10 protein-coding genes are annotated in these 13,311 nt (G+C 70.9%); 3 read left to right on the top strand and 7 right to left on the bottom strand.

Annotation, left to right across the window (positions count from 1 at the left end):
- Positions 1–25 precede the first annotated feature (25 nt).
- Complete coding sequence (locus ACSYGO_RS12560) at positions 26–394, top strand: GntR family transcriptional regulator (RefSeq protein WP_179332355.1); 369 nt, start codon at positions 26–28, stop codon at positions 392–394.
- 471 nt (positions 395–865) lie between these two features.
- On the opposite strand, the gene ACSYGO_RS12555 is transcribed toward ACSYGO_RS12560, so the two are convergent.
- Together ACSYGO_RS12555 and ACSYGO_RS12550 are read right to left on the bottom strand one after the other, a co-directional pair.
- The gene (locus ACSYGO_RS12555; RefSeq protein WP_435222179.1) at positions 866–1,618 is read right to left on the bottom strand and encodes a DUF72 domain-containing protein; all 753 of its coding nucleotides are present in this window, start codon (positions 1,616–1,618) and stop codon (positions 866–868) included.
- Positions 1,619–1,712: 94 nt separating this feature from the next.
- Positions 1,713–2,807 (bottom strand): DUF5925 domain-containing protein, encoded by a 1,095-nt coding sequence (locus ACSYGO_RS12550; protein ID WP_426680289.1) that lies wholly within the window; start codon positions 2,805–2,807, stop codon positions 1,713–1,715.
- Between the two features lie 167 nt (positions 2,808–2,974).
- On the opposite strand from ACSYGO_RS12550, the gene ACSYGO_RS12545 reads away from it, so the two are divergent.
- On the top strand, positions 2,975–4,396 hold the full coding sequence (locus ACSYGO_RS12545) for a GH39 family glycosyl hydrolase (RefSeq protein WP_432188218.1): 1,422 nt from the start codon (positions 2,975–2,977) through the stop codon (positions 4,394–4,396).
- 245 nt (positions 4,397–4,641) lie between these two features.
- Here ACSYGO_RS12545 and ACSYGO_RS12540 read toward each other — a convergent pair whose 3' ends face one another.
- The 5 genes from ACSYGO_RS12540 to ACSYGO_RS12520 all read right to left on the bottom strand — a co-directional run bounded on the left by ACSYGO_RS12540 (position 4,642) and on the right by ACSYGO_RS12520 (position 11,873).
- Positions 4,642–8,496 carry a lipopolysaccharide biosynthesis protein gene (locus ACSYGO_RS12540; protein ID WP_460386687.1) on the bottom strand — a complete coding sequence of 1,285 codons (3,855 nt, stop codon included), beginning with the start codon at positions 8,494–8,496 and terminating at the stop codon, positions 4,642–4,644.
- Positions 8,489–9,262, bottom strand: a complete 774-nt coding sequence (locus ACSYGO_RS12535) for a polysaccharide deacetylase family protein (RefSeq protein WP_432175487.1) — start codon at positions 9,260–9,262, stop codon at positions 8,489–8,491. The genes ACSYGO_RS12540 and ACSYGO_RS12535 overlap by 8 nt, the downstream gene beginning before the upstream one ends.
- Before the next feature lie 20 nt (positions 9,263–9,282).
- Positions 9,283–10,296, bottom strand: a complete 1,014-nt coding sequence (locus tag ACSYGO_RS12530; RefSeq protein ID WP_435222175.1) for a glycosyltransferase family 2 protein — start codon at positions 10,294–10,296, stop codon at positions 9,283–9,285.
- The gene (locus tag ACSYGO_RS12525) at positions 10,293–11,111 is read right to left on the bottom strand and encodes a glycosyltransferase family 2 protein (protein ID WP_426680286.1); all 819 of its coding nucleotides are present in this window, start codon (positions 11,109–11,111) and stop codon (positions 10,293–10,295) included. The genes ACSYGO_RS12530 and ACSYGO_RS12525 overlap by 4 nt, the downstream gene beginning before the upstream one ends.
- A 417-nt stretch (positions 11,112–11,528) precedes the next feature.
- Positions 11,529–11,873, bottom strand: a complete 345-nt coding sequence (locus tag ACSYGO_RS12520; protein WP_426680285.1) for a hypothetical protein — start codon at positions 11,871–11,873, stop codon at positions 11,529–11,531.
- Positions 11,874–12,501: 628 nt separating this feature from the next.
- Between ACSYGO_RS12520 and ACSYGO_RS12515 the strand changes: the two genes are divergently transcribed.
- Complete coding sequence (locus ACSYGO_RS12515) at positions 12,502–13,311, top strand: SGNH/GDSL hydrolase family protein (RefSeq protein ID WP_426680284.1); 810 nt, start codon at positions 12,502–12,504, stop codon at positions 13,309–13,311.

The raw sequence follows: 13,311 nt of genomic DNA, 5'->3' as shown, positions 1-13,311 counted from the left end.
CGGGCGCGTACGGGACAATCGCTGCGTGACTTTGAAGATCCACATTCATGAGGGGGCCGCTCCTTACGAACAGGTGCGCGCCCAGATCTCCGAGCAGGCCCGTTCCGGTGCGCTGCCGGTCGGCTACAAACTGCCCACGGTGCGGGGGCTCGCCGAGTCGCTCGGCCTGGCCGCCAACACCGTCGCCAAGGCGTACCGGGCCCTGGAGGCGGACGGGGTGATCGAGACGCGGGGCCGCAACGGCACGTTCGTGGCCGCCGCGGGCGACGCCGCCTCGCGCGAGGCCGCCACCGCGGCCCAGGGGTACGCCGAACGCGTGCGCCGTCTCGGGCTGAGCGAGGCGGCGGCCCTCGACGCCGCACGGGACGCCCTGCGGGCGGCGTACGGCGCCTGAGGGCTGTCCCGTGATCCCCGGCGGGCGCACGACGACCGCTACGGCACCTCGCCGCGTTGGAGGGTCGCCCGGATACGTCCGGTACGGGGACGGCCCTCCGCCTTGCGATGCACCGCATCCGACGCCGCGTGCCGATCCACCGGGGATCAGCCGATCCACCGGGGATCACGGGACAGCCCTCAGGTGAGCCGGACGGCACCTCCTGGCGCCGACCTCGCCGGCGGCTGCGGTCCCGGACGCAAGCACAAGCGCAAGGGCCGTGGGCCCTGCCCCGTGACGCCCTCGCGCCGGGTCCACGGGGACCGCGGCCGGGGCCGACGGACGACACGCGGCCGGGTCCGGAGGGCGGCACGTGGCCGGGTCCGGAGGGCGGCACGTGGCCGGGTCCGGAGGGCGGCGCGCGGCCGGGTCCGGAGGGCGGCACGTGGCCGGGTCCGGAGGGCCGCGGCCCCGGTCCGCCGACGGGCGGCGCTACGGAGTCCGCGTGACGGTCAGACCCGCCGCGCGTGCCACGCGGGCGAAGGCGACCGCGTCGTGGACCGCCGCCCCGTTCGGATCGTTGTTGAAGTACGCGTACACCTCGTGCCCCTCGGGCCAGGCGTCCGCGATGCGCCCCGCCCACGAGGCCAGGGACCGCCGGCCGTAGCGCGGCCACTGCCGGGCGCGTCCCTCGTGGAAGCGGACATAGCCCCACGCGGCGGTCCGCCACAGCGGGGTCACCGGCCGGGCCAGCACGTCGGCCCAGCACAGCGCCGCGCCCCGCGCCTCCAGGACCTCGCGCACCCGGGGCGTCCACCACGAGTCGTGACGCGGTTCCACGGCGATCCGCGTGCCCGACGGGAAGCGGGCGAGGCAGTCGTCGAGGAGCCCGGGGTCGGCGTGCAGCGTGGGCGGCAGCTGGAGCAGGACCGGTCCGAGACGGTCGCCGAGTCCTGCGGCGTGCTCCATCAGCCGGTGCACCGGCTCCTCCGGGTCGCGCAGCCGCTTGATGTGGGTCAGATAGCGGCTCGCCTTGACGGCCACGACGAAGCCGTCAGGAGTGCGCTCGCGCCAGCTCTCGAACGTCTCGCGCGACGGCAGCCGGTAGAACGCGTTGTTGATCTCGACCGTCGCGAAGCGCGCCGCGTACTCCTCCAGCCAGAGCCGCAGGGGCAGTCCGTCCGGGTAGAGGACGCCGCGCCAGTCCTTGTACTGCCACCCCGACGTGCCGACGTACAGGGTCATGCCTCCATGAAAGCACCGGACCGTCCGCCCCACCCGGGCGCGGTACGCACCACCCGGGTGCGGCCTCCAGGTACGCACCGCACCCGGCGTCGGCCTACAGGTACAGCCCCGCGTCCGCGCCGTCGCGCTGGTCCGGCACCGACGTCGGGCTGGTGCCCCGGCGCAGCGCGTACAGCTCCGCGAGGGTCGCGCCGTCGCGCGGGACGCCCTCCTCCGTGCCGAGCCAGCCGACGGCCTCGGAGCGGGTCAGCGGCCCTACCTCGATACGGGCGAGGCAGCGGCCGGGACGGACCACGGCGGGGTGCAGACGTTCCAGGTCCTCGTTCGTCGTGACGCCCACGAGGACGTTGCGGCCCTGGCCGAGCAGCCCGTCCGTGAGGTTGAGCAGACGGGACAGCGCCTGGCCCGCCGTGTGCTTCGCCTCGCCGCGGATCAGTTCGTCGCAGTCCTCCAGCAGGAGCAGCCGCCAGCGGCCCTTGCCCGTGGAGTCCTCCTCGCCGATCGCGATGTCCATCAGATAGCCGACGTCGGAGAAGAGCCGCTCGGGGTCGAGGACGCAGTCGACCTGGCACCAGTCACGCCACGAGCGGGCCAGTGTGCGCAGCGCCGAGGTCTTGCCGGTGCCGGGCGGGCCGTGCAGGAGCAGCAGCCGGCCGGCGATGTCCTCGGGGGTCGTCTTCATCAGGCGGTCCATCGCGTCGGCCACCGGCTCGGTGTAGTTGGCGCGGACCTCCTCCCACGTACCGGCCGAGATCTGACGCGTCGTGCGGTACGGGCCGCGACGCGGCGACACGTACCAGAACCCCATCGTCACGTTCTCCGGCTGCGGCTCGGGTTCGTCCGTGGCGCCGTCCGTCGCCTGGCCGAGCACCTTCTCGGCCAGCTCCGCGCTGGTGGCGGTCACGGTCACGTCGGCGCCGCGGTTCCAGCGGGAGACCAGGAGGGTCCAGCCGTCGCCCTCGGCGAGGGTCGCGCTGCGGTCGTCGTCACGCGCGGAGCGCAGTACGCGGGCGCCCGGCGGGAGCAGGGTCGCCCCGGACCGTACGCGGTCGATGTTCGCCGCGTGCGAGTGCGGCTGCTCGCCCGTCGCGAAGCGGCCGAGGAACAGCGCGTCGACGACGTCCGACGGTGAGTCGCTGTCGTCGACGTTGAGCCGGATCGGCAGAGCGTCGTGCGGGTTGGCAGACATGCCGCCATGATCCGTCACGCGGGCTTCGCATGCACCCGGTTTCCGTAGTGCGCCGCGCGTGTCACCCGAGGTCCGGTGCTTCCGGTGTGTCCCTTCCATCCTGTTACAGGGCTGTGCACTCACGGGATCTGTCCGACGGCGGAGGCCCGCGGTTACTGTTGCCCATGATGGGACGTCATGGGTGGAATTCGGGGGCACGGCGGTGGCGGCTCACCGCGCTGCTCGGCGTCGGTGTGGCCGCTCTGGCCCTGGTGGTGACCCTGCTCAACACGCTTCCGGGGGACGGCGGGAGCACGGCCGGCACCACCCGCGACGGGGACAAGGTGCACGGCACGCCCGTCACGCCGCCCGGATCGCCGCGGCCGGACGTGGGCTGGGGCTTCACGCACACCCAGTTCAGTGCCGACGAGGGCAGCGACGCGGCCGTCGAGCGGGCCGAGGGGCTGCTGGAGAAGCAGTCGGTGCCGCAGAACCAGCACATCATGGGCTGGGGCGCGGACAATCCCGAGCCGTCCAAGGGGCGTTACGACTTCTCCGCGATGGACCGGCGCATCGACTTCGTCCGCAAGACGGGCGGCACCCCGGTCGTCACCCTGTGCTGCGCACCGGACTGGATGAAGGGCGGCAAGGCGGGCGCCGGCAACACCGACTGGAGCCAGTCCTCCCTGGAGACGGCCCCGGAGCGGTCCCACTACAAGGACTTCGCCGCGCTCGCCGCGACCGTCGCCAAGCGCTATCCGGACGTACGCCACTTCATCGTCTGGAACGAGTTCAAGGGCTTCTGGAACAACGGCGAGGGCCGCTGGGACTACGAGGGCTACACCGAGCTCTACAACCTCGTCTACAAGGCGCTGAAGAAGGTCGACAAGGACATCATGGTCGGCGGGCCCTACCTGGTCATGGACAGTCTCGACCCGCGGCAGGAGGACGGCGCGTCCACGACGGTGAAGGGCACCTGGGGAGCCATGGACCAGCGGGTCCTCGACGCCTTCGACTACTGGAACAAGAACAAGGCGGGAGCGGATTTCGTCGTCGTCGACGGTTCCAGCTACACCAATGACGACGAGATGCTGCCCGACGAGTTCGCGGCCACCGACAAACTCACCGCGGTGGGGGAGTGGGTACGGGCGCGCACCCACGACCTGCCGCTGTGGTGGGCCGAGTACTACGTCGAACCGGCCGACGGCAAGGACGAGCGCAACGGCTGGTCCGAGACCCACCGGGTGGCGGTCCAGGCCGCCGGCATGATCGCGATGGTCAAGGGCGGCGCGTCGTCCGGCTTCTACTGGAACCCGGAGGACGAGAAGGGCACCGACTGTCCGGGCTGCCTGTGGACACCGACGGACACCGCCGCCGGCGGCGGGAAGCTCCCCATGTACGACCTGGTGACCCGCTTCGGCAAGGAGTTCGCACCGGGCACGGCGTACAGGTCCGTGTCCGTCGCCGCGGACGACGTGCCCAACGTCCGTGTCCTCGCCACCGCCAGGACCGTGCTCGTGGTCAACACGCTCGACCGCTCGATCAGCGCGAAGGTCGACGGCAAACGGTTCGAGATGGGCGCGTACGAGGTGAAGTGGCTGACGCGCTGAGCCCCCGGGTAAGCGGTGCGGGCGCCGACGTGCCGAGCCCCCGGTACGTGGTGCGCTGAGCCGCCGGTACGTGGTGCGCTGAGCCGCCGGTACGTGGTGCAAGCGTTGCCGTGCTGAACCGGTACGAGGTGCGGGCGCCGACGTGCTGAGCCCCGTACGCGGTGCAGGCGCCGCCGCGCTGACCCGCACGGGCGAGGGGGCTCGCGCGGAGAACCGCGCGAGCCCCCTCGTCCTCGGTACGGGCGCTACTTCATGGTCAGGAACCGCTGCACCATCGAGGCCAGCAGCACCGCGAGCAGCGGCAGCGAGAACCAGAAACTGCTCTGCAGCCACCGCAGTTGCCGCACGCTCGGCCGTGCCGCGACACGGACGACCTCCCGGGCGGCCAGCAGCACGATGAGCGCGACCGCCGCCAGGCCGCCCACGACCGACCACGGCGTCCAGGTGATCTGCGGCCCGATCGGTCCGGGATCGGCCTTCTCGACCTTGCCCGAGGGCTGTTTGCGCAGCGCGTACATGGTGACGTCGTCGTTGGCCAGGACCTTCTTCAGCTCCTGGCGGTCGTCGAGGTTGGTGATCAGCCGCGACTCCCATGTCGCCGAATAGCCCACGTCCAGTTCGAGGTAGACCACCTGACTGCGGTTGATCATCAGGTACGAGTTCGGGCCCGCGTCCTTGAGGGCCTTCACGAGCCCGGAGACCAGCACCGGGTCGGCGGGCGCCAGCGTGGGCACGTACTGCACCTTCTCCATGTCCTTCGCGCCCCACGGCATCGCCGGCGTCACGTTGTCGACCGTGTCGTTGCTCAGCCACAGCAGCCGTACCGTCGGATCGTCGTGCTCGTACACGTAGTTCATGGCCGCGACCTCGCCCGACCTGATCCGCTCGAAGGGCTCGTTGCCCCAACGGGCCACCAGGAAGCCGCCCATGAGCAGCAGTCCCGCCATCAGGGCGGCGACCGGTGCGAGGCTCACTCGGTCCCGCTCGCGCTCCTTAGCGGTGACGCCCGTACGGGGGAAGAACGCGAGTCCGGCCAGCAGGGCCGCGCCCGGCAGCGCGAACATGAAGACCCGCAGGGCCATCTCGCCGCCGTACGACTGCATGCCGAAGCCGAGGAACGGCACGAAGGTGAGGACGAGCAGGGACCGCTCGCGGTATTTGTGGTCGCGCCGCCGCCACCAGCCCCAGCAGGCGAAGGCCATCACGCCGCCCGCGAGCAGGACGCGGGTGTACAGGACGAGCTTGTGCGAGGAACTGCCGCCCTGGATGCGCCCGGAGACCGACGTCGACACATTGCTGCCCACGCCGCCGACGCCGCCGAACAGATCGTCGAAGTGCCCCGACCAATAGGGCTCGGCCATGAAGCTCAGCCAGACCGCGACCAGCACGGCGAACAGGATGGGCAGGCCGCGCAGTTCGCAGCGGCCGATGAGCACGAGGACCGCGAGGACGCCCAGCATCACGAACGGGGTCAGCTGGTGCGCGGGCACGGTCGCCGCGAACAGCCCCGTCAGGACCATGAGGAGCACGGCCTGCTGGCGGCGGTTCGTCGGCTCGACCTCCGCCTCGCCGGGACGCGCCTTCGTCCACAGCACCCGGGGGGCCCGGAACCACACGAGCAGGATGGCCACGAAGACGAGGTAGAGCAGATAGGTGAAGCCCTGCGGTGAGAAGTAGTCCTGGCCGACCCAGCCGCTGAGCGCGAAGATCCAGATGCCGGTCCACTTGGCGCGCCAGCCGGCCCGCAGGGAGCGCACCAGCAGGAACATCGGGGCCAGGTAGAGCAGTTGGACGGTCATCGGCCACCAGCGGATGACCTCGGTGAGGTCGCTGACCCCGCACGCCTTCGCGACGAACGCGGCCACCGCGAAGAAGCCCGGCCAGCTCCAGCGGGCGTCCAGGTCGGGCACCGCGGACCCGGTCCGGTCGATGTAGTCGAGGAAGCCGAGGTGCTGCCACGCCGTCGCGAACCGCGGCTCGGTCTCGATCACCGCGGGCAGCGCGTGCAGCGACACCACGGTGGCGAGCAGCGTGACGCACAGCAGTCCGCGGTGCTCGCGGGCGGTCCACAGCAGCGACGCGAAGACGACGATCAGCAGGGCGGCCCCGACCAGGGTCGGGAGCGGCAGTACGGAGATGAGGCCCAGGCCGCCCATCTCGTCGAGGGAGCGGTCGTCCAGGGCGAGCGCCGGGACCCAGTACAGCAGCAGCGCCGAGATCAGCAGGCAGCCGAGGACCACACCTGGCCGGGACGGGTGCCGCAGCCGTTCGCGCAGCGACGGCAGGGCGTCGTCCGGCGGCTGGGGCGGGTCCGCGTCCGGCCGCGCCGCGGCGGCGGAGACGTTCGGCACCGGCTTGCGTGCCGGCGCGACGACGCCGTCCGTGCCGTCCGTCTCGAACGGCGCGTCGACCTCGGGTGCCTCCGCAGGACCCAGCGACGCCTCGGAACCCGGCTCGCGCGCCTCGACGGGCAGCCCGACCGAGGGGCCGGGCTGCACCCGCAGCGCCCAGGTCGGGCGGTGCTCCGGCCGGGCCTTGGGCGTCCCGGTGGGCGGGGTGCCCGGGCCCGGCCGTACGTCCGGCCTGCGCTCCTGGTGGTCGAAGTCGACGTGGACGCCCAGGGCGAGGGTGTCCGAGTCCAGCGCCCACGCGGGTCCGTGCCGCCCCTCGCGGGGCTTGGCGGCGGGAGCCTCGCCGGCCCCCAGGTCGGCGAGGTCGCCGTCCGGCGCCGCGTCCGCGGGCAGTTCGGCGGGCGGCGCGGTGCGCACGATCCGGTACAGCCTGGGGGAGGCGATCATGACGATCACCGCGAGGCTGGAGATCTCCGCGACGCCGGCGCCGGTCAGACCCATCCGGGGCAGCAGGAGCACGGTCAGGCCGAGGACCAGGACGCACAACAGGCCCTGCAGCCAGGCCAGGCCCGCGGTGCGGCTCTGCGCGCGCAGGACCGCGAAGTACGTCTCCATCACGACCCGCAGCACCGCGCCGACGGCGAACCAGCGCAGCAGCGGGGTCGCCGCGTGTGCGTACCCCTCACCGAAGACGTGCAGGATGAACGGAGCGCCGAGGAACAGCAGCCCGCACACCGGCAGCATGATCCGGGCCATGCGCTTGAGGGCGGCCCGGGTGTTGGCGGCCAGCCGTGCCGGGTCGTGCGAGCCCTCGACGGTCAGCGAGGCGCCCATGTTGATCGCCAGCAGGTTGACCGTGCCGCCGATCGTGGTGGTGATGTAGAAGTAGGCGTTGTCGGTGGAGCTGACCTGCGACGCGATGATCACCGGGACGAGGTAGACCACGGCGAGCGAGAACAGGGAGCCCGTGTAGTCCCCGGCCAGGAACCGGCCGATCTCCTTGAGGGAGGGCGGTTTCGCGTGGTCCTCGGTCGCCTTCACGTGGCGGGGCACCAGCCGCCGGAACACCAGCAGTCCGAGCGGTACCACCGACAGGGCGATCGCGGCGACCCAGGAGACGAAGACGCCCGTCGTGGGGATCGCGGCGGCGAGACCGACGAGCAGCAGCAGCTTGGCCGCGGAGAACACGGTGTTGCCCACCGGCACCCACAGAGCGCTGCGCAGCCCGGTCAGCACACCGTCCTGGAGCGTGAGCAGGGACCAGGCGACGACCGCGAGGACGAACCCGAGGCCGTTGAGCGGTCCGTGCAGGAAGCGGTACGACGGGCCCCACAGGTTGAGCGTGAGCAGGAAGATCCCGGCGGCCAGCGCCACGATCACCGAACTGCCCGCGTACGTACGCAGGATCAGGCGCCCGGTGCTGCGCCCGGCGATCGGGATGAAGCGGGCGAGCGCGCCCGTCAGCGTCACCGCGGTGAGGCCGGCGAGGAGCTTCATCGCGGCGATGGCGGCGGAGCCCTGGCCGACCGCCGACTCGGAGTAGTAGCGGGCCGCGATCAGCCAGTAGCCGAGCCCGAGCACGGCGGAGATGCCGGTGTTGAGCATCAGCGCGTAGGCGTTGCGGAACAGCTGGTTTCCGCCGCCGGCGCCCTTGCCCTTAAGGCCGGGCAGGCGGAACCGGCGCGCCGGCGGCTGCTCGGGTGCCTCGGCGGGCGTGGAGGCCTGGGCTGTGGTCGTCGTGTCAGACACGGGAACGGATGGCCTTCCGGCGGACCTGTCGTGCTCTTCGGACCATGGCGTACCCCTTGGTGAGGGCGCGGTCCCGGGCGAAGTTGCGGGTGATCGCACGGCCTTCGACCAGCTGCTCGAACTCCTCGATGCCGGTCGTGCGGCGCACGGTGACGCGTTGCAGCGCGTACGGGCCCTGGCGGCGGCGCGCGAGGGCATTGCCGACGGCGAGCGACTGGGCGAACCCCGCCTCCCGCACCGTACGGCGCACCCGGCGGCTGGAATAGCCGTACGGGTAGGCGAACGAGACCGGGCGCGCGCCCAGTTCGTCGGCGATGATCTCCTTGCAGCGCAGCAGCTCGGACCAGAGCGCCTCGTCGGCGATCTGGTCCAGCTCCGGGTGGGTGTGGCTGTGCCCGCCGATCTCCACCTGCTCCCCGGCGAGTTCGCGCACCTGGTCCCAGTCCAGCATGGCGTCGAGGCCGCCCCCGGTGTCGTACGGGCCCCTCAGCCAGCCGGTGGAGACGAACAGGGTGGAGGCGAAGCCGTGCTTGGCGAGCACGGGCAGCGCGTGCCGGTGCACGCCCTCGTAGCCGTCGTCGAAGGTGATCAGCACGGGACGGGCAGGCAGTGCGGCGCCCGACCGCCAGGCGGCGGCCAGCCGCGCCGTGTCGACCGGGGTGAAGCCCCGGTCGCCGAGCAGCGCCATCTGCTCGGTGAACGCCTCGGGCGCGACGGACAGGGCGCGGGTCGCGTCGTTGGGGGAGTGGGCGATCGAGTGGTACATCAGGATCGGCACCGGTTCGTTCACGCCGCCACCTCCTCGTCCCCGCGGCCGCCGTCGGCCGTGCCCACCGGGACCACCGAGAACACGGCTCCGCCCCTGCGCGCCCGGACGCTCCCGAGTACGTACCCTCCGGCCGCGGTGAGAACCCCGGCGACGATCGCGCCCGCGCGGCCCGCTCCGCCCGGCCGGGCCAGTGCCGCGTCGCGCAGCCCGCGCAGGATGCCGGCCGGCAGCACCTTGGTCGTGTAGCGGCGCTCCGACTCGAGTCCCTTGTCGGCGCCGACACTTCGCGCGACGAGCGCCTTGGACAGGCCCTCGGCGTACGCACGCGTGCGGAAGTACCGGAAGTGCTCGCGCACCTCGGGCACCCGGTGGTGGATGACCGCCCGGTCGTCGATCAGCAGGACCGCGTCGGGCCGGGCGCGGGTGAGCCGGATGCACAGCTCGGTTTCCTCGCAGCCCAGCGGGCGTCTGTCGCCGTCCCGGCCGATGCCGGTGGCGAATCCGCCCGCCGCGTCGAACGCCGTTCGACGGAACGAGGCGTTGCCGCCCAGGACATTGCGGACGCGTACCAGGCCCGGCGGCAGCCCCTTGTAGGTGCAGCCGACCACCCAGTCGAACTCCTCGGGGAACCAGGCCGGCCGGCGGCCCGAGGCCCAGATCGGCATCGTGCGACCGCCGACGGCCATGACCCGCGGGTCCGCGTACCCCTCGGCGAAGTGCCGCAGCCAGTCCCGCTCGGCCACGGCGTCGTCGTCGAGGAAGGCGATGATCTCGCCGCGTGAGGCGGCGATCCCGGTGTTGCGGCCCGCGGACAGACCGCGGGGGCCCGCGTTGGCGAGCACCCGAACCGCATCGGTCTCCTTGTACTCCCTGGTCAGCCGCTCCAGCAGCGTGGCGTTGTGGTCCACGACGAGGAGCGTCTCCAGGGCGGGCAGCGACTGCGCCCGCACCGAGGAGACCGCCGCGAGGATGTCCTCCCAGCGGTCCTCGGTGTAGACGCAGATCACCACGGAGATGTCCGGCTCGCTCAAGACATCTCTCCCTGGCCCGAGTCGAGCTGGGCGGCGTGCGGCCTGCGGCGCAGCGCGCGCCGGTTGGAGCGCTCCTTGAGGATCACCTTGAGCACCCGGAGTCCGTCCCGCACGGCGCGCAGATTGCTCGTGCCGTGGATGCGGAGGTACTCGTGGCTGGGAATCTCCTGCACCTTGAGACCGGCCTTGACCACCCGGATGTTCATCAGGGTCTCGACCTCGAAGCCCGTGCAGTCCAGCTCGATCTTGTCGAGGCAGTGCCGCCAGAACGCGTTGTAGCCGTAGCAGAGGTCGGTGTATCGGGCGCCGAACTTGGCGTTGACGGTCGCGCACAGGACTCTGTTGCCGAGCTTGCGGATCGGTGTCATGTCGGAGGTGCCGCCGCCGTTGGCGAAGCGCGAACCCTTGGCGAAGTCGGCTCCGGACACCAGCGCGGACACGTACGACACGATCTCCTGACCGTCCGCCGAGCCGTCCGCGTCGACCATCACGATGATGTCGCCGGTGCACGCCTCGAATCCGGTGATCAGGGCGTCGCCCTTGCCCTTTCCGCGCTGCTCGACGACCTTGACGTCGGGCCACAGGTCACGGGCCACTTCGACGGTGTTGTCGGTGGAATTGCCGTCGACAAGAACGACTTCGTGTATCCAGTCGGGAAGCGTCTTGAAGACGTACGGGAGATTCTCTGCCTCATTCATGGCGGGAATGACGACACTCACCGGAGGCGCGATGGCCAGGTGAGAAGAGATCGGCCGGTACTTGTGTGACGTTGACGGATCTTGGCCCGAAAAGGCGGGCCGCAGGACTGAGCTCATGAGTCTGGTCCCTCTCGTCCGGTGGACCGCCCGCCCCTGGGCGGTCCGGTTCTTTGTCCGGTTCGAAAGGGGGGTTCTCACTTGAGCATGACGAAATGGATCTCCGTGCATGCCGCGTGAGCTTGCAAAGCTGGCCGGCCCCGGAATCGGGAACCGGTCGCGCGGCACGACTCGGCACACGTCTGGCCACCGAGTACGGCACCCCCCAACCGCGCCCCGCGCCGGGAACCATCGCGGTCCTTGAGCCCTCCCCTAGAGCCGCTGATGATGGACCGATGCGGGTGAGATGTACGACGGTATTGACGATTGAGTCTGTATGGCAAGACCTGGAACGAGGCCTCACGTTTTTGTTGGTTTGGCCGTTACCTAACGACTCGAACGGATTTTCCTCATCCGTTTGCGTATTTCGTGATCAATTCAGGTGGCGCCTCCGTTCGCCGTCCGACGGCGCAGCCGACGCGCGAGGACCAGCAGCAGGATGAGGGAACTGAGCGCGGTCACCGCCGCGATTCCGCCGCGGACCGACCAGCGGTGCACGGCCAGCATTCCCTGGGCCACCAGCATGTTGAGGGCGACCGCGCCGGCCAGTGAGGCCACTGCGCGCCCGAGCGGTTCCAGTCCGCGCAGTGCGGCCGCGATGGCCACGGACGGCGCCGCGAGCAGGAAGAACAGCGTGAACGGGCCGCGCAGCGGTGAGTCCACGTCGGCGAGCGCGAGGACCGCGCCGACGCCGCCGATCACGGTGGCCGCGCCCGCGAGCAATGGCAGCAGGTCCCTCCCCGGATGCTGCCGTGGCCCCTCTGTTTCACCTGATGAAGGTGGCTTGATGCGTATGGTCTGCATTGGCGACTTTGCCCCCTGAAGCGCCGGATGCCGGGCTTCAATGTCGCGCAGCGGGCGGGGGGTCGTCAAGATGCGGAAGGCGCCCATGGCGGTTCTTGGGTTCCTTTGAACATGCGTTACCCGAAGGCGCTGTCTCGCGGTGGGCAACGGCCTTGCAGATCAACGGAGTTGCCAAGCGGAATCGGCTCGCTCCGCCTCGTTCGGGACGATCTTCGGAAGCCGGGTCCGGGATCCGGTTCGTTTCTCCTGTCGGCGATCGAGCTCTGGCTCTTGCCGCTGATCGAGTCCTTGTGCCGGTGGCCCGGTCCTCCGCCGGCGACTCGGCTCCTGGGCCCCGCGGTCTTCCGGGTGGCGGTCCTGTCCGCCCGGACGTGCGCCGACGCGATCTGACGCACAGTCACAAAGGTGTCGTCAGGGCAACGAACAGGCCGGTGAACAAGTTCGGGCAACAACGGTAAGAGCCGAAAATTCTTGGCATGGACACTTCCAGTCAACACGCGTAGCTGCTACCAAAGTTGTGGCAGAGATCCTGCTAAAGGGAGGTTCCATGAGACGTTCCCGAATTACGGCATACGTGACCTCGCTCCTCCTCGCCGCCGGTTTCGCCCTCACCGGGGCTGCGACGGCGCAGGCGTCCTCGACCGCCGCGGCCACCGGATACGTGGCGCTCGGCGACAGCTACTCCTCCGGTGTCGGCGCGGGCAGTTACATCGGCTCCAGCGGCGACTGCAAGCGCAGCACGAAGGCCTACCCCTACCTCTGGGCAGCCGCCCATTCACCCTCGTCGTTCGACTTCACCGCCTGCTCCGGCGCCCGAACGGGTGATGTCACGGCGAATCAGCTGGGCCCGCTCAGCTCCTCCACGGGCCTGGTCACCATCAGCATCGGCGGCAACGACGCCGGCTTCTCCGACGTCATGACGACGTGTGTGCTCCAGTCGGAGAGCTCCTGCCTCTCGCGGATCGCCACCGCGAAGGCGTACGTCGACTCGACGCTCCCCGGCAACCTCGACACCGTCTACTCGGCGATCAGCGCGAAGGCCCCGGCCGCCCATGTGGTCGTCCTGGGCTACCCCCGCTTCTACAAGCTCAACGGCAGCTGCATCACAGGCCTTTCGGAGACCGAACGGGCCGCGATCAACGGCGCGGCCGACTACCTGGACAGCGCGATCGCCAAGCGTGCCGCCGACCACGGCTTCACCTTCGGCGACGTCAGGGGCACCTTCACCGGGCACGAGATCTGCTCCGGCGCCGCCTGGCTGCACAGCCTGAACTGGCTGAACATCGGCGAGTCGTACCACCCGACCGCGTCCGGTCACTCCGGCGGCTACCTGCCGGTCCTCACCTCAACGGCCTGA

Source organism: Streptomyces krungchingensis (genome assembly GCF_054729265.1).
Note: the sequence above shows the minus strand (reverse complement) of the source record. Positions and strands in the feature narration are given on the sequence as shown.

Coding starts and splice junctions, on each gene's coding strand:
- ACSYGO_RS12515 (WP_426680284.1), top strand. CDS start 12,502: ATGAGACGTTCCCGAATTACGGCATACGTGACCTCGCTCCTCCTCGCC.
- ACSYGO_RS12555 (WP_435222179.1), bottom strand. CDS start 1,618: ATGACCCTGTACGTCGGCACGTCGGGGTGGCAGTACAAGGACTGGCGC.
- ACSYGO_RS12545 (WP_432188218.1), top strand. CDS start 2,975: ATGGGACGTCATGGGTGGAATTCGGGGGCACGGCGGTGGCGGCTCACC.
- ACSYGO_RS12535 (WP_432175487.1), bottom strand. CDS start 9,262: ATGTACCACTCGATCGCCCACTCCCCCAACGACGCGACCCGCGCCCTG.
- ACSYGO_RS12550 (WP_426680289.1), bottom strand. CDS start 2,807: ATGTCTGCCAACCCGCACGACGCTCTGCCGATCCGGCTCAACGTCGAC.
- ACSYGO_RS12525 (WP_426680286.1), bottom strand. CDS start 11,111: ATGAGCTCAGTCCTGCGGCCCGCCTTTTCGGGCCAAGATCCGTCAACG.